Origin of the sequence: Microbacterium dauci (genome assembly GCF_030065535.1) — a bacterium.
GTDB lineage: Bacteria > Actinomycetota > Actinomycetes > Actinomycetales > Microbacteriaceae > Microbacterium > Microbacterium dauci.
Window position 1 is genome coordinate 63,897 of record NZ_JASJND010000004.1, and the last position, 23,638, is coordinate 87,534.

Below are 23,638 nucleotides of genomic sequence, written 5' to 3' on the forward strand. Positions count from 1 at the left end.
TACCCCGGTGACGCTATGGCGCGTCTGGGTATTCGCCCTCGGCGTACGGGCCGCGAACCCGCTCGTGGCCTGGGATGCGGCGGGCCGAAGCGCCGGTCAGGAGTAGACGTGCGGCGCGAGCACGGCGACGTCGCGGAGGTTCCGGTACTTCTCGGCGAAGTCGAGGCCGTAGCCGACGACGAACTCGACCGGGATGTCGAAGCCCACGTAGCGCGAGTCGATCTCGACCTTCGCGGCTTCGGGCTTGCGCAGCAGGGCGAGCACCTCGATCGACGCAGCGCCGCGCAACGCGAAGTTCTCGAGCAGCCAACTGAGGGTCAGGCCCGAGTCGATGATGTCTTCGACGATGAGCACGTGCTTGCCCGAGATGTCGGTGTCGAGGTCCTTCCGGATCTGCACCACGCCGCTGGACTTCGTGCCGGCGCCGTAGGACGAGACGGCCATCCAGTCCATCTCGACGTCGCGCTTGAGCGCGCGGGCGAAGTCGGCCATCACCATGACGGCGCCCTTCAGCACACCGACGAGCAGCAGTTCCTTGCCCTCGTAGTCGGCTTCGACGCGGCGCGCCAGCTCGTCGAGCTTCGCGCGGATCTCCTCCTCGGTGACGAGGACTTCGGTCAGCTGGTCGGCGATCTCGGCTGCGCGCATTGCAGAAGTCTAAAGACCCGACTCGGATGCCGTGAACTCGATCATCCGCCCGACTCGGCGCGCGCGGCACGCGGGCAGGTCGATCGGCCCCTGGCCCGACCAGTCGGTGACCAGCCGCGCGACCTCGAGCGTCTGAGTTCGGGTGAGCGAAACGTGGAATTCACTCGCCACGACGTGGCGGATGAGGCGGTGCCGGAGCGCGGGCGGGTTCGCGGCGAGGGCGGCCACCGAGACCGCGATGCCCGCCTCGGCGGGTTCCACGATGTCCTCGATCGTCTCGTCGATCATCTCGGCGAAGGCGTCCGCGTCCTCGCGCAGCTGCTCCGCGGTGCGGGCGAGGGCCTCGGCGATGCCGGGGCCGAGCTCCGCCTCGAGGACGGGGAGCACGCTGCTGCGAACCCGGACGCGGGCGTACGCCGGGTCGACGTTGTGGGGGTCGCGCCACGGCGTGAGGCCCTGCGCGTCGCAGGCGGCCTCGGTCGTCGTGCGCCGCACCGCGAGGAAGGGGCGCAGCAGGGGCACGCCGTCGAGGTCGGACACGGGCGCCATCCCCTGCAGGCTCGTCGCGCCCGAGCCGCGGGCGAGACCCAGGAGCACGGTCTCGGCCTGGTCGTCGAGCGTGTGCGCCGTCAGGATCGCCGCGGCACCGGCGTCCTGCGCGGCATCGCGGAGCACGCGGTAGCGCGCCTCGCGGGCCGCGGCTTCGGGACCGTCGGCGCCCGGGCGCACCTCGGCGCGGACGATGAGGGCGTCGAGGCCGAGGCCGGCGGCGGCGCGCGCGGCATCCGCTGCAACGGTGTCCGATGCTGGCTGGAGTCCGTGGTCGACCGTCACCGATGCGGCGCAGAGCCCCGCCTTCGGCGCCTCGAACGCGACCGCTGCGGCGAGGGCGAGCGAGTCAGCACCGCCCGACAGGGCGACCACGACGGTGCTGCCGGCCGGGAAGTCGGCCACCGCGGCGCGGACGGCGCGGCGGAGCTCGGCGACGGCAGGGTTCAACGAGGGCACCCGCCCACCGTATCGACCTGCACCGGTGGGCGTCGCGCGGCCACAGTAGGCTGGTCCGCGGCATCCGACCCTTCAATAAGGAGCAACAGCATGGGCGCGTACGACGCCGTCATCGAGATCCCGCGCGGCAGCAAGATCAAGTACGAGGTCGACCACGGCACCGGACGCGTCTTCCTCGACCGCATCCTCTACACGCCGATGGGCTACCCGGCGAACTACGGCTTCTTCGAGAACACCCTCGGCGAAGACGGCGACCCGCTCGACGTGCTCGTGCTGCTCGACCAGGACCTCGCCCCCGGCATCATCGCGAAGGTCCGCCCCGTCGGCGTGCTGAAGATGACCGACGAGGCCGGCGGCGACGACAAAGTCGTCGCGGTGCTCGCGAAGGACCCCCGTTGGGGCCACATCCAGGACGTCGCCGACATCAGCGACTGGACCAAGAACGAGATCAACCACTTCTTCGAGCACTACAAGGACCTCGAGCCCGGCAAGTGGGTCAAGGTCGACGAGTGGGCGGATGCCGCCGAGGCCGAGCGTCTCGTCTCCGAGGCGTTCACCCGCTTCGAGGAACACGAGGGCGAGACCCGTACGCAGGGTGAGGGCGAAGCGCCCAGCACGCTCTGACGCGAATCAACGACGAAGGTCGGATGCCACGCGGCATCCGACCTTCGACGTTTCAGGAACTCAGACGCTGACGCCGCGAGCCCGGAGGAAGGGCGCCGGGTCGATGCGCACGCCGCCGCGGTAGACCTCGAAGTGCAGGTGGCAGCCGGTCGATGCGCCGGTGGAGCCGATGTAGGCGATGACCTGGCCGGCGCGGACGCGGGCGCCGTAGCCCACGTTGTATCCGCCGGGCATGATGTGCGCGTACCCGGTGACGGTGCCGTCGCTGTGCCGGACCTGGATGTAGTTGCCCCAGTCGCCGCTGTACCCGGCGAAGATGACGGTGCCGGATGCCGCGGCGTAGATCGGCGAGCCGCACGAGCTCGCGAAGTCGATGCCGCGGTGGCCGGAGGTGGTGCAGATGCCGTTGCCGCAGACGCTGCCGCGGACGCCGAACCACGAGCTGATCCAGCCGTGCGCAGGACGGACCCAGCCGGACGGCTGGACTTCACCGCCGCTGCCTCCAGAGGAGCCGCCCGAAGATCCACCGGAGGAACCACCGTTGTTGGCGGCTTCTTCTTCTCGACGCTTCTTCTCTTCGGCGATCCGCCGTGCCTCTTCTTCGCGGGCTTTCCGAGCAGCCTCTTCGCGCGCCTTCCGGCGAGCCTCTTCACGCGCCTTCCGCCGAGCCTCGACGCCGGCTTTGTATCCCGCGATCGTCGTGGCCGTCGTGTCACGGAGCGCGGCGAGCTGCGCCTGCAGCACGTCCCGGTGCTCGTTCTGCGCGGCGAGGGCGGCCTCGGCGGCCTGCGCGGCGGCCTGCGCGGCGATGAGCTTCTGCTCGGCTTCGGTCTTGCGCTTGTCGCGCTCGTCGCGGGCGACTGCGGCCTGGTCGCTGAGGCTCTTCGCGTTGTCGCGCGCGCCGACAGCGTCAGCGTAGACGTCGCGGTTCGCGGCCACGAGGCGGTCCATCGTGCCGAGGCGACCGAGCAGGTCGTCAGCGCCGGCGGCGGAGTCCGAGAAGAACAGCTCGAGGGTCGCGTCGCTCTTGCCGGTGCGATACTGCTGCGCGGCGAGGACGCCGAGCTTCGCGGCGGTCTCATCGGCGCGCGCCTTCTCGGCGTCGGCCTGCGCCTGGAGCGCCTCCGCGCGGGCGACGGCGTCTTCGTAGGCGATGAGGGCGAGCTGGTACTCGGCGCCGAGCCGTTCGGCTTCAGCCTGCTTCGCCTGCACGTCGGCCTCGAGGGAGTTGATCAGCCCTTCGATGCGGGCGATCTCAACGCCCTTCGCGGACTGGTTCGCGCGGGCCTTCTCGACGTCGTCCCACGATGGATACGTCGCAGCGAACGCGGGGATCGCGATGCCGAAGCCGGCACCGGCGACAGCGACCCCGAGGACGCCGAGTCCGATGGCGTTCCGGCGGGAGATCCCGCGGCGCATCGTCCGGAGTTCGCCGGCCGTGGGCGCGCAGCCGCAATCGACGTCGGTCGATTCGTCTCCGGCCACGGCGCGATTCCCCTCGTGAGATCCGCTGATCACAGTAGCAACACTGGTCACATTCGTCACAGGGTCACTGCGTCAACGGCACGGACGCGAGCGCCGACGCGCCGCCATCTTTTCCCATCAGAGATCGGATGCCGCGGCGGACGCGCCCTCGATTCGCACATTCGCCAGGGATCGCATATGCTTGACCCTCGGTAAGCGTGATCCCCTCGGGGTCGCTCGGCCCCATCGTTTAGCGGCCTAGGACGCCGCCCTTTCACGGCGGTAGCACGGGTTCGAATCCCGTTGGGGTCACTCCACACAACTCAATACGCATGGCCCTGTAGCGCAGTTGGTTAGCGTGCCGCCCTGTCACGGCGGAGGTCGCGGGTTCAAGTCCCGTCAGGGTCGCTCCGAGCGACAGCCCCTTCTCGGAGGGGCTTTCGTTTAGGGCATGGCTCTTCGATAGCCATGCGGCTCTGTAGCTCAGTTGGTAGAGCGCACGACTGAAAATCGTGAGGTCACGGGATCGACGCCCGTCGGAGCCACAAGAACCGTCGTTACAACGGTTCCAGAAACCCTCGCCTAGCTTCTACATGGCGGGGGTTTTGCTTTTCCCCCGTAGCCTCGTCGCATGCCCGACCAGCCCGTGCAGTTCTGCCGCAGCCGCAACGGCGGACGGCGCTGCACGCGTCCGCTCGGGCACCCGGGGCTGCATCGGCACCGCACGATCATGTGGAGCGATCTCGCGGCGGACCACCCTCGATGCGCGGCATCCGGTGATCCCGCGGTCCCCGCGGCGACCGACGCCGACGGGTACCCGCACGGCCGGGCACTGTGCCCCGTCTGTCAGCGTTTCATCCCGCTCACCGACGGCCGTCTCGACGCGCACGACACCTCGGATGCCGCGGAGTCACCCGCCGAGCGGGCCCGACGTCGTGAGTGGCTCAACACCCACGGCTGGTGAACGCGCTCAGCGGGCGCTGCGCAGGCGCCACGCCCGCACGATCTGCAGGACGCCGAGCACGACGAGCGAAATGCCCATCACCCACCACAGCACGAGCGCACCCCACACCGGGGCGAAGAGGATGAGCACGCCGGCGACGATGCTGAGCGCCGCGTAGGCGATCGTCCACCAACGCGACCGGCCACCGCCGATCGCGGTCAGCGCGACGACGCCCTCGATGATCCACATGATGCCGACGAGCGCACCCAGGAACGTCGCGAGAGTCTGCGCTGCGAGGCTCAGGTTCGACAGCGCGACGATGCCGACCAGGATAAACAGGGCGCCGAGCACGAGGTGCCCGATCCGCCACCAGCCGCCCGCCGTCTTCGACAGCGTCGCCATCAACACGTTCACGGCGCCTGCGACGATCGCGTAGATCGCGATGATCCCCGCCACGACCATCGCGGTCTTCTCGGGCCAGACGAGGATCATGATGCCGATGATGAGCGCCAGCACGCCGGCGATGCCGAGCGCGGTGCGGACTCCGGTGACGATCGTGGACTGTTGCACGGCTATGGCATCCCCCTCGTGTGTGCGGCCAGCGTAGCGGTGGCGAGACCCCGCGTCAGCCGCCGAACTCGGCCGTGATCTCGACCGGGCTCTGGTTCCGATCGCACGCCGTCGTGATCGTGCGGAACTCGTCCCACACGTCCTCGAGCGCGGCGCCGGGCACCCGGTCGCGTTCCTCGAGCGTGGCGAGCACGGCGCGCAGCGAGGGTTCGAGTTCCGATGCAGCGGATGCCACGAGCGCGGCGAGGTCGCCGGTGGCGGCATCCACTCGCTCGTACCACTCCGACGAGCCGAACGCGGCGTAGAACCCGTAGCCGTCGTCGGCGTTCTGCAGCTGGCTGAACACGTCCGCGAAGCCCGCGCACTCGTCCACGAGTGCGGCATCCTGCGCGAACGGGTTGGAGGACGCGACGACGGATGCCTCCCACTCGACACCGTCCGCGACCGTCACCCAGAGGAACGGCTGCGACTGCGGCAGCAGCGGCACCCAGAGCTGCTGCGGCGCACCGCACTCACCCTGCAGCGGCGCCTGCCCGAGCATCATCGAATCGCCGTACTCGACCGAGAACGCGTCGCCCTCCGCGCAGGTGAAGTCGACCATGACGGACTGCGTCCCCGTCGGCGCCTCGTCGAGGTCGACCCGGTCATCGGAGCCGATGCCGGCCACGGTCTGCTCGCTCAACACCGGCGAAGGGTCCTGGGTCGGCGTGGGCGTCGGGGACGGCGTCGGTGTGCGGGTGGCGCTCGCGACGGGGGTCTCGGCGGCAGCGGGCTCGGCGGCCGGCGATGCGCACCCGACGAGCAGCGTCACGCCGATGGTCGCAGCGAGCAACACCGCCCCCGCTGTCCGGAACCCCATGCCAGATGTCTACCAGACGGCGTCCGCCGGTGCCCCCGCGTGAGCGGCGGGTGAACCCTCGGTGCCGCGTCGTGCACAGCCCAGGCCACGGAAAGGGTGCGCAGGTAGGCTGAGGCGACCCGTGCCCGTCGACCCCGCGAGCCCACCCATGGATCTGTCGATCATCGTCCCGACCTTCAACGAAGGTCCGAACGTCGACGAGCTCCTCCGGCGGGTCGGCGCAGCCCTCGACGGCCGCGTCTTCGAAGTGGTCTTCGTCGACGACTCGACCGACGACACCCCCGCCGTGATCGCCGCCGCCGCGGCATCCGCGGCGTTCCCCGTCCGCCTCATCCACCGCGAGACCGCGACCGCAGGGCTCGGCGGCGCCGTCGTGGAAGGCTTCCGCGCCGCGACGTCGCGGTGGTGCCTCGTGATGGACGGCGATCTGCAGCACCCGCCCGAAGACATCCCCCGACTCATCGAGCGCGCCGAGCATGGCGACGTCGACGTCGTCATCGCGTCGCGCTACGCGTCGGGAGGCACCTCGAAAGGCCTCGCCGACGCGACCCGCACCGCAGTCTCGCGCGCGTCGACCGGCCTCACCAAGGCGATGTTCCCTCGCAAACTCAGCGGCTGCTCCGACCCCATGACGGGGTTCTTCCTCATCGACACCGACGAAGTCGACCTCGACGAACTGCGACCCCGCGGCTTCAAGATCCTGCTCGAGATCCTCGCCCGCCGGCAGCTGCGCACCGCGGAGATCCCCTTCGACTTCGCGCAGCGCTACGCGGGCGAGTCGAAGGCGACGTTCACGCAGGGCGTCCGATTCCTCACGCAGCTCGCAATGCTGCGGTTCGGGCGCATGTCGGCGTTCGCCCTCGTCGGCGGGTTCGGCGCGATCGCGAACCTCGTCATCATGTGGGGGCTCATCCGCCTCGGCGTCGACTACGTGCCGGCCGCGGTCGCCGCGAGCGTCATCACGATCATCACGAACTTCTTCCTGCTCGAGTACCTCGTCTTCGCCGACATGCGCTCCGAGTCGGGGCGGATGTGGGCCAGGTTCGCGAAGTCGTTCACCTTCAACGGACTCGAGGCGATCGTCCGCATCCCGGTGCTGTCGATCCTCGTCGAGGGCGCGCACATCCCCGCCGTCCTCGCGGCGGCGCTGACGCTCATCGCGGCGTTCATCCTGCGCTTCATGTTCCACGCGCTCGTCGTCTACGCACCCAAGCGCGTGCGCGCGGGCGCGACCCACACCGAACCGGCCGCAGCCGCCTCACCCGGGCGTACGCTGGAGCCATGACGACCCCGACCGACCAGATCACGATGTTCGGCGCCGACTGGTGCCGCGACTGCCGCCGCACCAAGGCGCAGCTCGACGGACTCGGCATCGAGTACCGCTACGTCGACCTCGAAGCCGACCCGGCCGCAGCCGACGTCGCCCGTGAGATCTCGGGTCGCACGAACATCCCGGTCGTCGTGTACCCGGATGCCACGCACCACGTCGAGCCCAGCAACGACGACGTCGCCGCGAAGCTCCGCGAACTCTCGCTGATCTGACCCGACACCGTCCATGACCCTGGACGCCGCGACACTCGACGACGAGCTCGCGAAGCTCCGCCCCGATGCATGGGCAGCCCGCGACGCGGCGTCCCGCGCGTCACTGCTGCGGACCGTGCGCGCCGCGGTCGCCGTCGTGGCGGACGAATGGGCGACGGTCGCTGCCGCGCGCAAAGGCCTCGGGCCGCGGCATCCGCTCCGCGGGGAGGAATGGCTCGCGGGGCCGTACGCGGCGCTCGTCGCCCTCGACGCGTACGCCCACAGCCTCGACACCATCGCGCGCGGCGAGAGCCCGCTGCGCGACATCCGCTTCGGCACGGCTCCCGGCGGGCGTGCGGTCGCCCACACTTCACCGCTCAGCGCGATCGACGCGCTCTTGCTGTCGGGGTACACGACCGAGGTCTGGCTGCAGCCGGGCGTCACCCCCGATCAGGCGACGGATGCCGCGGGCCTCGCCTCGCGCCACGGTGCACCCGCGGGGATCGGGCTCGTCCTCGGCGCAGGCAACGTGACCGCGATCCCGTTCCTCGACGTGCTGTACGAAGTCGTCGCCTGCGGGCGCGTCGCGCTGCTCAAGGTCAACCCGACGCAGGACGCCCTCGTGCCGGTGTACGAGCGGGCACTCGCCCCGCTCGTCACCGCGGGCGCCGTCCGGATCGTGCGCGGCGACGGGGAGGTCGGGGCGTATCTGACGCGGCATCCATCGATCGACCACGTTCACGTCACCGGGTCGATCGCAACGTTCCGCGCGATCGTCGGCGCCGGGCTCGACGTGCCCATCACCGCAGAGCTCGGCGGCGTCTCGCCGATCATCGTGGTGCCGGGGCGGTGGTCGGCCGCCGACCTGCGGTACCAGGCCGAGCACGTCGCGACGATGCGGCTGCACAACAGCGGCCACAACTGCATCGCCGGACAGGTCGTGCTGCTCAGCCGCGACTGGCCGCAGCGCGAGGCGTTCGAGCGCGAGCTGCGCGCCGCGATCGGCCGCACCCCGGCGCGCCCGGTCTGGTACCCCGGCAGCGCCGACCGCCTCGCCGCGGCGCGCGACGCCTACCCGGATGCCGCCTGGTCGACCGACGGCACCCGCGCGATCGTCCGCGGTGGCGGCCCCGTCGAGTCGACGGAGTACTTCGCGCCGGTGCTCGGCGTGGTCGACCTTCCCGGTACGGGGCAGGACTTCGTCGACGCCGCCGTCACCCACGCGAACGAACACCTGAGCGGCACGCTCGGCGCGAACGTACTCATCGACCCCGCGACGCAGCGCGCGCTCGGCGCCGGGTTCGAGGAGGCACTCGCGCGACTCGAGTACGGGACGATCGCCGTCAACGCGTGGACCGCGTTCGGGTTCCTCACCCCGACCGCGACCTGGGGCGCGTTCCCCGATGGTGACGGCTCGTCCGGCGACGGCTCGTCGGGCGACGGGTCGTCGGGCGTGGGGGTCGTGCACAACGCACTGCTGCTCGACAACGTCGAGCGCACCGTCGTGCGCGGGCCGTTCCGCCCCTTCCCGCGGTCTCTCGGCGCCGCGGTGCCGGGCCGTGGACGGTTCTCGGTGCTGCCGAAACCGCCGTGGTTCGTCACCTCGCGCACCGGCGCTGCCGTGTCGGAGGGCTTCACCCGCTTCCGCATCGACCGGCATTGGGGTCGCCTCGCCGTGACGCTGGTCCGCGCCTTCGGTGCGTAGCCGGGAGCGGGCCGGCCAGCGGCATCCGCCCGGCCAGTGGCATCCGCCCGGCCAGTGGCATCCGTCCGGCCAGCGGCATCCGCCCGGCCGGCGGCATCCGCCGGGCCATAACTCCGGAAGATTCGACCCTCGGCGGCAATGTAACCGGTGTCATCGGCACTCGGGTGTGGAATTGCCGGAGTTATGGTCGGCGCGATCGCACCACCGCCGCGAACGACGAGAGCCGCGCCCAGTGAATGACGCGGCTCTCGAAGAAGCGGAAGGTCAGCGACCGCCGCGGCGGTTGCCGCCGTTCTGACGGACGACCGAGCCGACGGTGAGGCCGGTCGACGCGCGGCGGCCGGTGCGGCGAGCGCCGCCGGATGCCGGGGCGCCCGACTTCGTGCCCGAGTGACCTGCAGCGGCGCCGTGTCCGTGCGCGGCGCCCTGGCCGTGCGACGCACCGTGCGCACGCTGGCGCTGGCCGCGGCCACCCTGCGCCTGACCACGACCGGCACCCTGCGCCTGACCACGACCGCCGTCACCCTGGCCACGACCGACACCCTGGCCACGACCGGAGCCCTGGCCCTCTCCGCGGCCGGAGCCCTGACCGCGTCCGCCGCGGCCCTGACCGGCGGATGCCGCGCCCTCGCGGGCCTCGCGCGCTGCGCGCTTGCGCTGCGCGTTCGCGCCCTGGCTCTGGCCACCGCCACCGCGCTGCTGCTGCGTGACGGGCTGCGGCGCGACCTTCGGGGCGACCGGGCCGACGAGCTCGGTGACGGTGTCGGAGCTCGCGCTCACCGACTCGGGCGTGACCGAGATGGCGGCCTTGCGGAGCAGGCTGTCGACATCGCGACGCTGCTCGGGCATGACGATGGTGACGACGGTGCCCTCGGCCCCGGCGCGCGCGGTGCGGCCGGAGCGGTGGAGGTACGCCTTGTGCTCGAGCGGCGGGTCGACGTGGACGACGAGCTCGACATTGTCGACGTGCACACCACGGGCGGCGACGTCCGTCGCGACGAGCACCTTCGCATCACCCGACGAGAACGCGGCGAGGTTGCGGTCACGCTGCGGCTGCGACAGGTTGCCGTGCAGGTCGACCGAGGGGATGCCGTCCGACGTGAGCTGACGGGCGAGCTTCTTCGCCGCGTGCTTGGTACGGGTGAAGAGGATGCGACGGCCCATGCCCGACGCGAGGGTGCGGACGAGCACCTTCTTGGCATCGGACCCCTCGACGTGGAACACGCGGTGCGTCATCGCAGCGACGGGCGAGTGCGCCTCGTCGACCGAGTGGAGCACCTCGTTCTGCAGGAAGCGCTTCACCAGCTTGTCGACGCCGTTGTCCAGCGTCGCGCTGAAGAGGAGTCGCTGCGTGTCCTGGGGCGTCGCGCTCAGGATGCGGGTGACGCCGGGCAGGAAGCCGAGGTCGGCCATGTGGTCGGCCTCGTCGATGACGGTGATCTCGACGGCGTCGAGGTTCACGAGCTTCTGCTGCATGAGGTCCTCGAGGCGGCCGGGGCACGCCACGACGATGTCGACGCCGGCGCGCAGCGCCTCGACCTGACGCTTCTGGTTGACGCCGCCGAAGATCGTGGTGGTCGTCATGCCGTACGCCGCGGCGAGCGGCGCGAGCGTGCGGTCGATCTGGGTCGCGAGCTCGCGCGTCGGCGCGAGGACGAGACCGAGGATGCGGCCGCGGCGACGGACGCCACCGGCGAGCCCCTGGCCGAGGCGCGCGACCATCGGGATCGAGAAGGCGAGGGTCTTGCCCGAGCCGGTGCGGCCGCGGCCGAGCACGTCGCGCCCGGCGAGCGTGTCGGGCAGGGTGTCGACCTGGATCGGGAACGGGGTGGTCTTGCCGTCGGCGGCGAGTGCGGCGACGAGCGGAGCGGGCACGCCGAGCGTGCCGAACGTGGGTTCAGTCATGAGGAACTAACTCGGGCAGAATGGCCCGGATCGGTGGCCCGAGTGCGGATGCGCAGACGGGTTCGCCGTGAGAAGGAGTCGCCGGCGACGATCTGAGATCGGCAGCGGAAGATGCGTTCTACGACGCGAGGGACAACGGGGAGGATGCCGCAACGTCACCAGCGTAGCAGTGGGGGCTGTGAGGCGGCCGGGCGGATGCCGCGGGGTCAGCCGGCGAAGCGGTCGGTCGCGGCGCGCAGCGCCTCGGCGATGCCCGGCTCGCTCGCGGAGTGCCCGGCGTCGTCGACGACGACGAACTCGGCCTCGGGCCACGCCCGGTGCAGGTCCCACGCGGTCATCATCGGCGTGCACACGTCGTAGCGGCCCTGCACGATCACCGTGGGGATGTGCCGGATGGCATCCACTCGCTCGATCAGCTGCCCCTCGGTGAACCAGCCCTTGTGCATGAAGTAGTGGTTCTCGATGCGGGCGAACGCGGTGGCCTTCGCGTCGTCGGTCATCGACGCGACGAGCTTGGGATCGGGATGCAGCGTGAGCGTCGAGGCCTCCCACGTGGTCCATGCCACCGCGGCGGGCACGTGCACAGCGGGATCGGGATCGGTCAGCAGCCGGTGGTACGCCTCGATCATGCGCGAGCGTTCGAGCACCGGCACCGGCGCGATGAAGTCCTCCCACTGATCGGGGAACAGCGCCGCGGCGCCGCCCTCGTAGAACCACTCGAGTTCGTGGCGCCGCAGGGTGAAGACACCGCGGAGCACGAGCTCCGACACCGCGTCCGGGTGCGACTCGGCGTATGCGAGCGCGAGCGCGCTCCCCCACGACCCACCGAAGACCTGCCACTGCTCGATGCCGAGATTCCGCCGCAGCAGTTCGAGGTCGGCGACGAGGTGCCACGTGGTGTTGTGCCGCAGGTCCGCGTCGGCGTCGCCGGCGTGCGGGGTACTGCGGCCGCAGCCGCGCTGGTCCATGAGGATGATCCGGTAGCGCTCCGGGTCGAAGAACCGCCGATGCCAGGGCGACGTGCCGGCGCCCGGGCCACCGTGGAGGAAGACGACCGGCTTGCCCTCGGGGTTGCCGGACTGCTCCCAGTACACGCGGTTGCCGTCGCCGACGAGCAGCTTCCCGGTCTCGTACGGCTTGATCTTGGGGTAGACGATGCCGTCGAGTCGGCTCTGCGGTTTCATAGATCCCTTCCGGACACGGCAAACGTATCGCAGGCCTCGACGCCGCCCTCGTAGCCGGCCATGAACCACCGTTGCCGCTGTTCACTCGACCCGTGGGTCCAGCTCTCGGGGTTCACCTGGCCGGACTGCTCCTGGATGTGATCGTCTCCGACCGCAGCCGCGGCCTCGAGCGCGTCATCGATCTGCGCCTGCGTCGGCTCGAGCATGTACGGCACGCCGTTCGCATCCTTCTGATCGGGAAGGTCCGCGACCCACGCCCCGGCGAAGCAGTCGGCCTGCAGTTCGGTGCGCACCGCGTTACTGTCCTCGCCGGTGCCGTCGCGCGGGTACTCGTCGAAGACGTCGAGGAGCTGCTGCACGTGATGCCCGTACTCGTGCGCGAGGACGTACAGCTGGGCGAGGTCGCCGGCATCGGCGCCCAACTGCTGCCGGATGATCGACCAGAACGCCGGGTCGATGTAGACCGTCTCCTCGGGCGGGCAGTAGAACGGCCCGGTCGCGTTCGACGCCGTGCCGCACGCGGTCTGGGTCGACCCGTCCACGACGACGAGCTTCGGCGGTCGATAGCCCTCGAGGGTGGACTCCCAGAACGAGTTGACGACCTCTTCGCCGGCATCGAGCCGGCAGGCGTCGTCCTCGTTCGCATCCTTCCCGGTGAGGCATCCCTCGACGACCGTCCCCTCGTCCTGCGGCGCACCACCGGCGCCGCCGAGCAGGCCGGTGAGGTCGACACCGGTGAACACACTGATGAGCACGACGGCGATGCCGAGCACCCCTGCCCCGCCCGCGATGACAGGGCCGCGACCGCGACCGCTGCGGCGCGCACTCGATCCGGTGACATCGGCGTCTGGATTGAAGGTCATGTCGTGAAGGTACTCCCGCGCGCCCCGTGTCGGCAGGTCCTTGCGCGGGGTCGCGCCGTCGTGGTGAGCGGATGCCACGCCCTCGGTGACCGGTCGATGTGGTGCGGCCGCGTCGGCCACAATGGGAGGAAGCGCGAAGGAGACCAGACGTGGACGCAGCACCGGCCGAGCACGCCCCGGGCGATTACGCGGAGTCGCGGACGATCGCGATCCCGGACGACCCCGCTGCTGTGCCCGATGCGGTCGCCGCACTCCAGCCGACCCCGGAGTGGTGGCTCGCCCTGCCGAAAGGTGCGCGCCTCGTCGGACTGGTCGTCTCGCGCGCCGACATGCCGAGCATCGTGTCGCAGCGCGAAGCACTCGCCCGCTTCGGCGTGCCGATCGAGGGGTTCCGGCATCCGGCGCCTGAAACCGGAGAGACCTGGGAGGAACGCCTCGCCCGCCTGTTCGGTCGCCTCGGCGCCGGTGACGTCGTCGTGGTCACCGACGTGAAGGCCCTCGGTCGCGATGCGCACGAGGAGACCCGCACGGTCGCAGAGCTCCGCCGCCGCTCGGTGATCGTGAAGGTGCTCGATCGCGGGTGAGCGTCAGCTCGTCGCGCAGATGCGCGTCGCCCGACTGACGGCGCCGTCGGCGCGCCGCACCGAGACATCGATGCACGCCTGCGTGTCGCCGTCCAGAGGAACGGTGACGGTCGGGTCGGGGATGTTCCGCGCGTCACCGCCGGTCCCGTCGAGCCGGATGCGCGACCAGACGTAGCTGTCGCCGGTCTGCGGGTCGGGGTTGTTCCACGCGAACACGGCGTCGTCGCCGCTGATACGCCAGGTCCCGTCCGCCGGAGCGGGGACGAAGCCGGTGGCGGGATCCTGCGGCTTCACGTCCTGTGTCGCGGGCGGCGAGGGTGCGGTCTCGGGCTCAGGCGGGGCAAGCAGGCTCGCGAGCACCACGACACCGACGACAGCGATCGCGACGGCGGCGGCAGCCAGACCGATCCAGAGTCCCCGGCGGGACTTCGGTCCTGCCGGCGGCGCCGGTGGCGCGGCGACCGGCTGCACCGTCGGCGCTGTGGACACCGTCGGCTGGGCGGTGCCCCCTGTGGTACCGGTCGGGAACGACGTCGGCGGAGGGGTGCTCCTCTCCCGGACGATCGTGCCGTCCTCGACGGCCGACACCGGGGGGATCGAGGTGGGCGGCCGGAGCATCGTGGCATCCGTCCCGCCCGTCGCCTCGGGCGCGGATCCGGTCGCCCCGGGGGCGAAGACCTCGGTCTGCGGCGCGAACCCAGCCGAGATGCTGTTCCGCTCCCACGTCGGGCCGGCGGCGGGTGACGTCTGCGGATCGATGCTGACGATGCCGCGGACGCGGGTGAGCTCGCCATCCTCTTCCTCCTCCTCGATGGGAGGAGCGTCGTCGAGGATGTCGATGGGGGTGACCGAGTGCGCGAGCTCGATCTGGACCTTCTGCAGCGCACGCGCGAACGCGACCGCCGAGTCGTAGCGGTCGCCCGCGCGCTTGGCCATCGCGCGCTCGAGGACGGCGTGGAGCGATGCCGGTGCGTCGGCGCGGTCGAGCGGCGCGAGGCGCTCGGTCTCGATGCGGCGGATGAGCTCAGCACCGCCGTTGCGTCCGCCGGGCACCTCGAACGGCGACCGCCCGGTGAGCAGGTTGAAGACTGTCGCGCCGAGCGCCCACACGTCGGACTGCACGGTGAACTCGGGGACATCCGCGAACGACTCGGGCGGCGACCACGGAATCGACATCCCGGTGGACGGGTCGGACGCCTCGGCGGTCGTCGCGATGCCGAAGTCGGTGAGGGCGGGACGGTTGTATTCCGTCACGAGAATGTTGGCGGGTTTGATATCGCGATGCAGGATGCCGGCCCGGTGGGCGGTCTCGACCGCAGCGGCCACCTGGATGCCGACACGGAGCGCTTCAGCCACGGAGATCTGCGCCGTCCGTGCGCGCACCTGCAGGTTCGGCTTGGAGCAGTACTCCATCACGAGGTACGAGCGACCGTCCTCTGAGACGCCGGCCTGGTAGATCGTGACGATCGCCGGGTGGGTCGACAACATGGCCATGACGTTCGCCTCGGCCTGGAACTGCTCGACCGCGCCGCCGCTCATCTTGTCTGACAGCAGCACCTTGACCGCGACCCGACGACGAGGGAGCGCCTGCTCGTAGAGGTAGACGTCGGCGAAGCCGCCGGAGCCGAGCACCTGCTGGTAGGTGAAGCCGGGCAGCTGCGGCGGGGGCGCGGGGGCGCGCTTCGAGCTCACGGAAGGTCCTCGAAGGTCAGGGTGACGCCGTCGCCGAGATCGAGCACGTCGGCGTTGACCACCATCGTCGGCTCGTTCGGGTGCAGACGCACGGGATCGTGACCGCCGCGCAGCAGCACGGTGCCGTTCGTGCTCGCGAGGTCGACGGCGAGCACGTGCTCACCCTCGGCCCGCAGCTCGACGTGGTTCCGCGAGATGTCGTGCTGCGGCCCGTCGACGGCGATCAGGGTCGGCAGCTCGGCCTCGGCGGGTCGGGTCGAGCGCGGTCGACGCCCGATGATGACGGTCCGCTCCAGCTCGAAGGTGCGGCCGTCGGCGAGGCGGATGCGCCCCTGCGACGGACTGCGATCCGGAACGTTGTCGGTCGAGTCGTAGGTCGGCGCCGACTCGCCGCGCAGCGCGCGAGCCTCAGCGACCGAGATCGTCGCGCCATCGTGGTCGCCGAGCGTTCCCGGGACCGGCGGTGCGGGCGGGACGAACGGCGGCATCGCCGGCACCGGCGGGATCGCCGGGAGCTCGGCCTTGGCGGTGCGCGGGCTCGCGATCGTCTCACCGAGCACGGGATCATCATCCGCTGCCACGCTCGGGGCGATCGTCGCACCGGGCACCTCGGTCACCATGCCCGAGACGGTCTCCTCGATGGGTGCCGGGTCGTCGACCGGTGCGGGTTCCTCGGCCTGTGCGCCGCGCGCCGACGCCGAGACGACGGTCTCGCCGTTCACCGCTTCGTCGGCGTGGTTCGCGGGTGCGTCGTCGACGGCGGATGCCGCGGGCGTCTCGTCCACCGAGGCGTCGTCGACGGCGGGCGGCTCCGGCACGGGTGTCGGTGCCGCCTTCGGCGCGGCCTTCGCCGGGACCGGCACGGGACCCGATGCTGGACCGCTGCCACCCTCGAGGTCGAGCACGACGCTCGCCGCGGGGACGACGCCCGAGTCGATCGGCAGGGTGTCGGCCTCGCCACCCTCGCGCAGCTCCACCGTCACACGGGTCGCACCGGGCAGGAACCGCTCCGTCCACGTCGACACCCCGGCGCCCGAGATCGACTCTGGCCCGGCGGGGGTGTGGGCGAGGAGTTCCACCGGGCCGCGGACGGCGACCCGGATGCCGTCACCCTCGGCGACCGCGAGCCCGAACGGCGGGATCGCGGTGAGCGAGGTGCCGAACGCACCGGTCAGGGACTCCAGGACCGCGCCGATGCCGCCGCCGTCGAGGCGACGCCACACTGCTTCGACCGCGTGCGGGGTGACCTCGGGAGGCAACACCGCCAACGCGGTGCCGGTCACCGCGGCGCGCCAGGCGTCGCTGCCTCCGTCCGGTCGGTATCGCACTGCACGCATCACGCGTCCCCTCCTGCCGCTGCGCGCGGCCGTGTGTCGCCATCGGCGTCCGAGACGCCGCCGGCCGGGGTGGTCTCGTACGCATCATCATCGTGCCCTGCCACGCGCACCGCGTCGACCACGACGGCCGTGATGTTGTCGCGGCCGCCGTGGAGCATCGCCTCGTGGACGAGTCGTGTCGCGGCATCCTGCGGGGATGGCTCATCGGCGAGCACCTGCGCGATCCGCTCGGCGGGCACTTCTCCCGAGAGCCCGTCCGAGCAGACGAGAATGCGGTCGCCCGGCTCAGCGGGAACCAGCCAGAAGTCCGCCTCGCCGCCGCTGCCACCGCCGATCGCGCGCGTGATCTCGTTCCGGCGACTATCCGTGCCCGCGGACTCGTCGTCGAGCACTCCCGCGTCGATGAGCTCCTGCACGACGGAGTGGTCGACGCTGATCTGCTCGAGCAACCCCTCGGCGTAGCGGTAGGTCCGCGAGTCGCCGACGTTCACGGTGAGCCAGTAGCCGGAGCCGGCGACCTCGGTCACCGCGACGCCGGTGAGCGTCGTGCCCGCTGCTCGCCCGTTGTGGCTGATGCGGTCGACGGCGACACGGGCACGGTCGAGGGCAGCACGCATCGTCTCGATCCCCGCGGTCGGTGCGCCGGCGAGCAGCGCGAACTCCGCCACCACGGCACCGCTCGCAGCCGCTCCGGCATCGTGCCCACCCATCCCGTCGGCGACGAGGAACAGCGGGTACTCGGCGAGGTGGGAGTCCTCATTCACACGGCGCCGCAGACCCGGGTGGGTGGCGGCGCCAACTGCAACTTCGATCACGCGATCCGTCATCGGGCACCCTCCACGGTCACCCTGCGGTCGCCGATATCGAGGACGTCACCGGGCCACAGTCGGGCGGGTTCACCGGGCACGATGCGCTGCGGCACCCCGGCGCGGGTGATGACGACGCCGTTGAGCGAATGGCGGTCGACGATCCAGGCGCTCTGCTCGTCGGCACCGATCTCGAAGTGCGTTTTGGAGATCGAGAGAGTGTCGTCGCGCACCGGCGTCAGCCGCTTGCCCGCCTCGCCTGCGGGGCTGCGCCCGAACAGGGTCGCGTCGTACACCGTGTGGCGCGTGCCGTCGTCCCACACCAGCATCGCGAGTGTGGTCGGCAGTGGCGTCGCAGGATCGGTCGGGCGGATGCCGCTCCGCCCGGGCGCGCCCGGGACCGTCTCGATGACGTCGACGGGCAGCGTCCGAGGGGCGCGATTCGGCGTGCGGGCGGGAGGCGCCCAGGAGGCCGGCGGCGCAACGGGCGCTGCCGCAGGGGCCAGGGGCGCTGCAGCAGGGGCGAGGGGCGCTGCAGCAGGGGCCAGGGGCGCTGCGGCCGCGGGCTGCGCTGCGGCCGCGGACTCAGCCGGGACGGCCGGCGCCGCGGCCTGCGCAACCGGAGCGACGGATGCCGCGACGACGACCGGCACCGGCAGGTCGGTGGCCGGGGATGCGACGGGCGCAGGGGGCTTCGCTGCTCCGTGATCCGGAACGACTCGCGCGCCCTGCAGGGCGTCGCGGATCGAGGCGATCGACGCCGCATCGGCGACCGGGATCGTGGGCGAGGACGGCCGGGCCGGGCCCGCCGACCGCGCGGAAACCTCATCGCGCGCGGGCCGAGTGGGCACGGCATCCGTCATCACGGCACCGCTGGCGAGGTCGTGCCATCCGCGACGCTGGGGCGAGCGATCGAACAGTGGCGAGAACCAGCCGACGATGATGCTGCAACCCAGGGACCACACCACATTCCGCCCGAGGGCGCGACCGAAGCCGAGGTCCCAGCCGTCGCCGGCATGCGCGAGACGGATCCCCATCAGTCGCATGCCGATGGAACCCTGATTCCCCTGCATCCACGTCTGCACGAGGAACCAGGCGAGACCGGCGAGGCCGGCGACCGCGACCGCCGCGGCGAACGCGACGGCTCCCGAGAAGATCACCGACACTGCCACGACGAGACCGGATGCCACGGCGACCACGGCGGCCGCGATGCCCGCGTCGATCGCCGCTGCCAGCACACGGTGGCGCAGTGCGGCCGGCGCGGCCATCAGGACGCCGCCTTCCGCGACCGGGCCCGACGCAGGGAGCGCAGGCTCAATCGTGCACCCAGCCGCTTCCAGAACGACGCGCCCCCGGCGATGCCGCCGACGATCTCGTCGACCTCGCGCCAGAACGCTTCGACGTCCTCGGGCGAGGGGTCCCCCGGTCCGTACACGTCTGCGTCCGCGCGGCGGGCGAGCGTGCCGACACGCTCCCCCTCGAAGGCAGCGCCGACCACGACGGCACTCTCGGCTCTGGTCGCACCGGCGGGCACCGCGACGCGATAGTCGGTGGCGCGGTCGACGAGCTCGTCCCAGCCGCCCGAGATGCGGTCGGCGGTGCGGTCAGCGGTGCGACGCTTCGTCCGTCGCGCCGCTTTGATCGCGCCGATCACGATGAGCGGCGACAGCAGCAGCGCGAGCGTGCCCAGACCCAGGCCGCTCCACAGCAGGATCGGCAGGAGCCAGTTCTCACCGGGCTCCTCGTCGTCGTCCTGTCCGCGGTCCTCGGCGAGCGCCGGCGGCAACTCGGCCGGCTCCTGTGCGGGCGGCGGCGGCTGCAGCACCTGCGGCTTCGGGTTGGCTCGCGGCTGCGTGTTCTGCTCGCTCGGCTCGTTGTCCTCGTCGGGCGTCGGGTCGAACGGCACCCAGCCGTACCCGGTGAACGCGATCTCGACCCACGCGTGCAGGTCGGCGCCGCTCGCCGTGAAGACGCTGCCGGAGCGCTCCTCTTCGTCGGGGTACCACCCCATGACGACGCGGGCGGGCATGCCGAGTTGGGTGGCCATGAGCGCCATCGCGACCGCGTACTGCTCGTCGTCGCCGACCATTTGCTCGCCGCCGAGCAGCTGCGTGATGCGCGCGGCGCCGTGCCCGGAGGGCGAGTAGACGTCGTCGGCGAGTCCGTGGCTGAAGTAGCCGTCGGTCTGCAGCCAACCCTCGAGCGCGCGTGCGCGCTCGAGGGGCGTCTCGGCATCCTCCGTGGCATCCGAGGCAAGCTCACTCAACGACTGCGGGATGCCCTCCTGCTTGGGCATCTTGAGTGGGGCGAAGGGCGCGTCCCCGATGACCTCGTCCTCGGGAATCGACGGGATGACGGTGTCGATCGTGTACGCGTCGCCGGGCTGCAGTTCCGCAGTCGATACGGCGGTCCCGGTCGCGTCGTTGAAGTGCGCGCCACGACGCAGGTCGCTGGCCCGATCGCCGTCGAAGATGAACTCCTTCGCGGCGCCGACCGAGGGGAGCCACACGCCCTCGAGATCCGCGATCTCGAACCGCACGGTGGTGCGGTCGCCCTCGGCCTCCGGCGACATGTTCGAGCGCACCGAGGTGAACGCGCTCGACGAACCGGCGCCGTCGTCGGCGACGTTGAAGACGATGCCGTCGTACGCGTCCATGGTCGCGAGGCGCACTCGTCCGTCCTCGGGGAACCCCGACACCGTGAACAGCTCGTCCGTCTCGAAGTCGCGGATGTATTTGCGCCAGGCCTGCAGCGGGCTCGCGTAGTCGTGGATGTCGAACGGCGGGATGACGAAGTCGCGCAGGATGTACCGCTGCACGGGGGGCGATGCCGTGGCGGATGCCGCGACCCCGACGCCGGCCGCGAGCGCGAGCACGATGCCACCCGAGACGAGTCGGCGGGTGCGCGCAGCACGAGAAGCGCTCTCGCCGGGGCCCGCGGCCGCCTCGACCGCAGCACGGTCGGGGCTCCACAGCGCCCGCAGCGCGAGCCACACCACTGCCACGACCGCGAAGAGGATGCCCTGCACGATGGGTGCGGCGGGCTGCGCCGTGCTCAGCAGGATCTCGAGCGCGAGGTACACGGCGAGCGGCAGCAAGGCCCACGCTGCGTGCTTCGCCCGCAGCGCGAGTGATCCGGCGATCACCGTCGCGACGAGCGTCATGAGGAACGGGACGATGAGGTGCCCGCCGTCGGCCGCCACCGGTGGCACCGTCGTCAGCAGGTCCTTCCACGACGTGACGACCCCGATCGCGAGCTGCTGCCAGGTGTCGAGCGTCGGGATCACGCCGAGCAGCGCGGTGTGCGGCAGCGCGAACGCCCCACCGAAGAGGAAGTAGAGGGCGATCGTCGCGCCGGTGAGCGACAGGATGCCCCACCGCCAACGGAGCCCGACGAACGCGAGCGCGAGGCCGAGCGCGAGGGCGCCGATCGCGGCGACGAGATACTGCGCGCCCTCGAAGGTCGCGGCGAACCCGACGATGCCGACGGTCACGAGTAGGATGATCGCGGCGACGTCCGCGACACTGCGTCGCAGGTCTGCCGGCTTCGCGCGGAAGACGGCGCGACGGAGGTCGAGAAGCGGACGACTCATGCCAGCACCTTCCGGATCGCGCTCGGGAGCTGCTCCAGATCGCCGAGCGTGACGACATCGGCGTCCGCGACGCGGCGGAGCGTCGGAGACTCGACGCGCCCGTCCGTGATCACCGCGATCGTGCGGACGCCGAACGGGATGCGGGAGCAGGCGAGACGCAGCTCAGCGGCGTCGACGGTCGACCCGCAGATGAGGACGGCGACCGCGGCATCCGGCGAGTGGGCAGCGAGCACACCGGCCAAGGCGACGATGCCGCCGTCTCGCGGTTTGCTGGGCTCGAGCGCGGCGAGCGAGTCGAGGTAGCGGCGACCGCTCTCGGCGCGGATCTTGCCCGCCGACGTGCGGACGTCGAGCGTGCGCGAGTCGCGGAGCGCGCGGAGACCGATGGATCCTGCGACCGAGATGGCCGTCTCGAACTCGTCGGGCTCGCGGTATTCGCCGGGATGCGTCGACAGCGCGACGACGAAATGCGAACGGCGGGTCTGCTCGTACTCGCGCACCATCAGGTCGCCGACCCGTGCCGTCGACTTCCAGTGCACGTGGCGCAGGTCATCGCCCGGCTGGTACTCGCGGAGCGCGTGGAACGAGACGTCGTCGCGGGCGAGGTGCTGATCGGGAAGGCCCTCGAGGTCGCGCATCTGCCCGAGCGAGAGCCCGTCGAGCGACTTCGTCTTCGGGTGCACGAACAAGTCCACAGCCTGGCGGCGGTCGTTGGTGCGCTCGAAGAGGCCGAGCGGGTCGCCGCGCAGGACGCTCACCGGGCCGACGGCGAGCACGCCGCGCGCGGTGGTCGGGATCGCGAAGAGCTCCTCGTGCTCGGTGTTCGGTCCGAGACGGGGCACTTGGAAGACGCCGCGACCGGAGCCGACCGGCAGGACGACCTCGGACGGCAGGAGCGACCGCGACGTGCGGTTGGCGAGGGTCAGCGCGCCGACGGCCCGCTCCCCCACCACGACCCGCGTACGCGTGAGGTCGAGCTCGACGTCGTAGGCGGTGCGCCCGAAGAGGAAGACGACGCACAGCAGTGCGACGACCGTCGCCACGGATGCCGCGACGAACGCCTCCTCCCACCCGAGGGTGAACGTGACGACCCACAGCACGATCGCGATCGCGATGACGATCCAGCCGACGGGGCGGATCGCCGCGAGGACGACGGACGTCCGCGCCCACGCGACACCGCTCCACGCGATCGCCGTCTCGCGCACGCGCTCCCATCGGGTCGCTTCGCGGGGCGCGAGCTGCGGCGCGCTGTCGTCCTCGGCCTCGACCGCGGTCGGCGCGCCGGAGATCCGAGTCGCATCCTGCGTCTCGGTCACGGTCTCCGGCGTCATCGTCATCAGGCGGTCGCCCGCGCGAGGGGTGCTTCGACGTCGGCGAGCGCGCGCTCGATCACCGAGTCGGCCGTCGTGCCCGAAAACTCCGCCTCGGGGTCGAGGACGAGGCGGTGGGTCCACACGGCGGCGGCGAGCGACTTCACGTCGTCGGGGATCACGTAGTGACGGCCCTGTGACGCCGCGACGACGCGCGCGATGCGCATCATCGAGATCGCTCCACGCACCGAGACGCCGAGCTTCGTCGACGCCGACTCGCGCGTCGCCTCGACCAGCTGTGCGGCGTAGCGCGCGACGGCGGGGTCGACGTGGACGGATGCCGCGAGGTCGGCCATGTCGGCGACGGCCTTCGTCGTGATGATGGGCTGCAGGTTCGCCGACGGGTTGCGCTCGACGTTCCCCGCCAGGATGCGCTCGGCGACGGCGAGCGAGGGATAGCCGATCGAGGTCTTGATCATGAAGCGGTCGAGCTGCGCCTCGGGCAGCTTGTACGTGCCCGCCTGCTCGATCGGGTTCTGCGTCGCGATGACGAGGAACGGACGACCGACCTCGTGCGGCGTCCCGTCGACGGTGACCCGAGACTCCTCCATGACCTCGAGGAGCGCCGACTGCGTCTTCGGCGAAGCACGGTTGATCTCGTCCGCCAGCACGATCGAGGCGAACACCGGGCCGCGGTGGAACTCGAACTTGTGGTTCTGCTGGTCGTAGATCGTGACACCGGTCACGTCGGAGGGCAGCAGGTCGGGCGTGAACTGGATGCGCGTCGACGTGCCCTGCACGCTGGCGGCGAGCGCCTTGGCGAGGCTCGTCTTGCCGGTGCCGGGCGCGTCCTCGAGGAGCACGTGGCCTTCGGCGAGCATCGCGGCCAGCACGAGGCCGACGACGTCGCGCTTGCCCATCAGGGCCTGGTCGACGTTGTCGACGAGGCGCGTGAACGTGTCGCGGAACCAGGCCGCCTGTTCGGGGGTCATGCTCATTCGTTCATTCCTTCTTCGTTCCGCT

At 71.3% G+C, this 23,638-nt stretch carries 21 protein-coding genes and 3 tRNA genes; 9 read left to right on the forward strand and 15 right to left on the reverse strand.

Going from position 1 to position 23,638, the window contains the following annotated elements; translation table 11 throughout:
• Positions 1-96: 96 nt before the first annotated feature.
• Both hpt and tilS read right to left on the reverse strand, forming a co-directional pair.
• The gene (gene hpt, locus QNI14_RS05295; protein ID WP_283715363.1) at positions 97-648 is read right to left on the reverse strand and encodes a hypoxanthine phosphoribosyltransferase; all 552 of its coding nucleotides are present in this window, start codon (positions 646-648) and stop codon (positions 97-99) included.
• 9 nt (positions 649-657) lie between these two features.
• Positions 658-1,656: a tRNA lysidine(34) synthetase TilS gene (tilS, locus tag QNI14_RS05300; protein WP_283715365.1), complete on the reverse strand. Its 999-nt coding sequence runs from the start codon at positions 1,654-1,656 to the stop codon at positions 658-660.
• Positions 1,657-1,746: 90 nt separating this feature from the next.
• Between tilS and ppa the strand changes: the two genes are divergently transcribed.
• A complete protein-coding gene (gene ppa, locus QNI14_RS05305) occupies positions 1,747-2,280 on the forward strand; it encodes an inorganic diphosphatase (protein ID WP_283715366.1) in 534 nt (177 codons plus the stop codon).
• 60 nt (positions 2,281-2,340) lie between these two features.
• On the opposite strand, the gene QNI14_RS05310 is transcribed toward ppa, so the two are convergent.
• Positions 2,341-3,765: a peptidoglycan DD-metalloendopeptidase family protein gene (locus QNI14_RS05310; protein ID WP_430539241.1), complete on the reverse strand. Its 1,425-nt coding sequence runs from the start codon at positions 3,763-3,765 to the stop codon at positions 2,341-2,343.
• A gap of 218 nt (positions 3,766-3,983) precedes the next feature.
• On the opposite strand from QNI14_RS05310, the gene QNI14_RS05315 reads away from it, so the two are divergent.
• The 4 genes from QNI14_RS05315 to QNI14_RS05330 all read left to right on the forward strand — a co-directional run bounded on the left by QNI14_RS05315 (position 3,984) and on the right by QNI14_RS05330 (position 4,708).
• Positions 3,984-4,056 (forward strand) — tRNA-Glu (locus QNI14_RS05315).
• 22 nt (positions 4,057-4,078) lie between these two features.
• Positions 4,079-4,152, forward strand: a tRNA-Asp gene (locus QNI14_RS05320).
• A 64-nt stretch (positions 4,153-4,216) separates the two neighbouring features.
• A tRNA-Phe gene (locus QNI14_RS05325) sits at positions 4,217-4,289 on the forward strand.
• Positions 4,290-4,375: 86 nt separating this feature from the next.
• Positions 4,376-4,708 (forward strand): hypothetical protein, encoded by a 333-nt coding sequence (locus tag QNI14_RS05330; RefSeq protein WP_283715367.1) that lies wholly within the window; start codon positions 4,376-4,378, stop codon positions 4,706-4,708.
• Between the two features lie 6 nt (positions 4,709-4,714).
• Here the strand turns inward: QNI14_RS05330 and QNI14_RS05335 are convergent, their stop codons facing one another.
• Both QNI14_RS05335 and QNI14_RS05340 read right to left on the reverse strand, forming a co-directional pair.
• Complete coding sequence (locus QNI14_RS05335; protein ID WP_283715368.1) at positions 4,715-5,257, reverse strand: HdeD family acid-resistance protein; 543 nt, start codon at positions 5,255-5,257, stop codon at positions 4,715-4,717.
• A gap of 55 nt (positions 5,258-5,312) precedes the next feature.
• Positions 5,313-6,116: a hypothetical protein gene (locus QNI14_RS05340; protein WP_283715369.1), complete on the reverse strand. Its 804-nt coding sequence runs from the start codon at positions 6,114-6,116 to the stop codon at positions 5,313-5,315.
• 148 nt (positions 6,117-6,264) lie between these two features.
• Between QNI14_RS05340 and QNI14_RS05345 the strand changes: the two genes are divergently transcribed.
• Genes QNI14_RS05345 through QNI14_RS05355 form a run of 3 tightly spaced genes read left to right on the forward strand, consistent with a single transcriptional unit; the run spans position 6,265 to position 9,342 of the window.
• Positions 6,265-7,401: a glycosyltransferase gene (locus QNI14_RS05345; protein WP_283715824.1), complete on the forward strand. Its 1,137-nt coding sequence runs from the start codon at positions 6,265-6,267 to the stop codon at positions 7,399-7,401.
• Positions 7,398-7,658, forward strand: a complete 261-nt coding sequence (locus QNI14_RS05350; protein ID WP_283715370.1) for a glutaredoxin family protein — start codon at positions 7,398-7,400, stop codon at positions 7,656-7,658. The genes QNI14_RS05345 and QNI14_RS05350 overlap by 4 nt, the downstream gene beginning before the upstream one ends.
• Positions 7,659-7,671: 13 nt before the next feature.
• The gene (locus QNI14_RS05355; RefSeq protein WP_283715371.1) at positions 7,672-9,342 is read left to right on the forward strand and encodes an aldehyde dehydrogenase family protein; all 1,671 of its coding nucleotides are present in this window, start codon (positions 7,672-7,674) and stop codon (positions 9,340-9,342) included.
• A gap of 264 nt (positions 9,343-9,606) precedes the next feature.
• Here the strand turns inward: QNI14_RS05355 and QNI14_RS05360 are convergent, their stop codons facing one another.
• From QNI14_RS05360 to ypfJ, 3 genes are all read right to left on the reverse strand, one after another.
• On the reverse strand, positions 9,607-11,247 hold the full coding sequence (locus QNI14_RS05360) for a DEAD/DEAH box helicase (RefSeq protein WP_283715372.1): 1,641 nt from the start codon (positions 11,245-11,247) through the stop codon (positions 9,607-9,609).
• Positions 11,248-11,453: 206 nt separating this feature from the next.
• Positions 11,454-12,431 (reverse strand): prolyl aminopeptidase, encoded by a 978-nt coding sequence (gene pip, locus QNI14_RS05365; RefSeq protein ID WP_283715373.1) that lies wholly within the window; start codon positions 12,429-12,431, stop codon positions 11,454-11,456.
• Positions 12,428-13,294 (reverse strand): KPN_02809 family neutral zinc metallopeptidase, encoded by an 867-nt coding sequence (ypfJ, locus tag QNI14_RS05370; RefSeq protein WP_283715374.1) that lies wholly within the window; start codon positions 13,292-13,294, stop codon positions 12,428-12,430. Before ypfJ ends, pip begins: the two co-directional genes overlap by 4 nt.
• A 149-nt stretch (positions 13,295-13,443) precedes the next feature.
• Here ypfJ and QNI14_RS05375 point away from each other — a divergent pair, with 149 nt between their 5' ends.
• Complete coding sequence (locus QNI14_RS05375) at positions 13,444-13,878, forward strand: recombinase family protein (RefSeq protein ID WP_283715375.1); 435 nt, start codon at positions 13,444-13,446, stop codon at positions 13,876-13,878.
• Between the two features lie 3 nt (positions 13,879-13,881).
• On the opposite strand, the gene QNI14_RS05380 is transcribed toward QNI14_RS05375, so the two are convergent.
• The 7 genes from QNI14_RS05380 to QNI14_RS05410 are packed head-to-tail and all read right to left on the reverse strand — an operon-like array spanning position 13,882 to position 23,613.
• Entirely contained in the window at positions 13,882-15,570 is a 1,689-nt protein-coding gene (locus QNI14_RS05380; RefSeq protein ID WP_283715376.1) for a serine/threonine-protein kinase, read from the reverse strand.
• Positions 15,567-16,907, reverse strand: a complete 1,341-nt coding sequence (locus tag QNI14_RS05385) for an FHA domain-containing protein (protein WP_283715377.1) — start codon at positions 16,905-16,907, stop codon at positions 15,567-15,569. Before QNI14_RS05385 ends, QNI14_RS05380 begins: the two co-directional genes overlap by 4 nt.
• Positions 16,907-17,734 (reverse strand): PP2C family protein-serine/threonine phosphatase, encoded by an 828-nt coding sequence (locus tag QNI14_RS05390; RefSeq protein WP_283715378.1) that lies wholly within the window; start codon positions 17,732-17,734, stop codon positions 16,907-16,909. Before QNI14_RS05390 ends, QNI14_RS05385 begins: the two co-directional genes overlap by 1 nt.
• Positions 17,731-18,981 carry an RDD family protein gene (locus QNI14_RS05395; RefSeq protein WP_283715379.1) on the reverse strand — a complete coding sequence of 417 codons (1,251 nt, stop codon included), beginning with the start codon at positions 18,979-18,981 and terminating at the stop codon, positions 17,731-17,733. The genes QNI14_RS05390 and QNI14_RS05395 overlap by 4 nt, the downstream gene beginning before the upstream one ends.
• Positions 18,981-21,305 carry a transglutaminase TgpA family protein gene (locus QNI14_RS05400; RefSeq protein WP_283715380.1) on the reverse strand — a complete coding sequence of 775 codons (2,325 nt, stop codon included), beginning with the start codon at positions 21,303-21,305 and terminating at the stop codon, positions 18,981-18,983. Before QNI14_RS05400 ends, QNI14_RS05395 begins: the two co-directional genes overlap by 1 nt.
• Positions 21,302-22,642 carry a DUF58 domain-containing protein gene (locus QNI14_RS05405; RefSeq protein WP_283715381.1) on the reverse strand — a complete coding sequence of 447 codons (1,341 nt, stop codon included), beginning with the start codon at positions 22,640-22,642 and terminating at the stop codon, positions 21,302-21,304. The genes QNI14_RS05400 and QNI14_RS05405 overlap by 4 nt, the downstream gene beginning before the upstream one ends.
• Positions 22,642-23,613 carry an AAA family ATPase gene (locus tag QNI14_RS05410; protein WP_283715382.1) on the reverse strand — a complete coding sequence of 324 codons (972 nt, stop codon included), beginning with the start codon at positions 23,611-23,613 and terminating at the stop codon, positions 22,642-22,644. The genes QNI14_RS05405 and QNI14_RS05410 overlap by 1 nt, the downstream gene beginning before the upstream one ends.
• Positions 23,614-23,638: the final 25 nt, after the last annotated feature.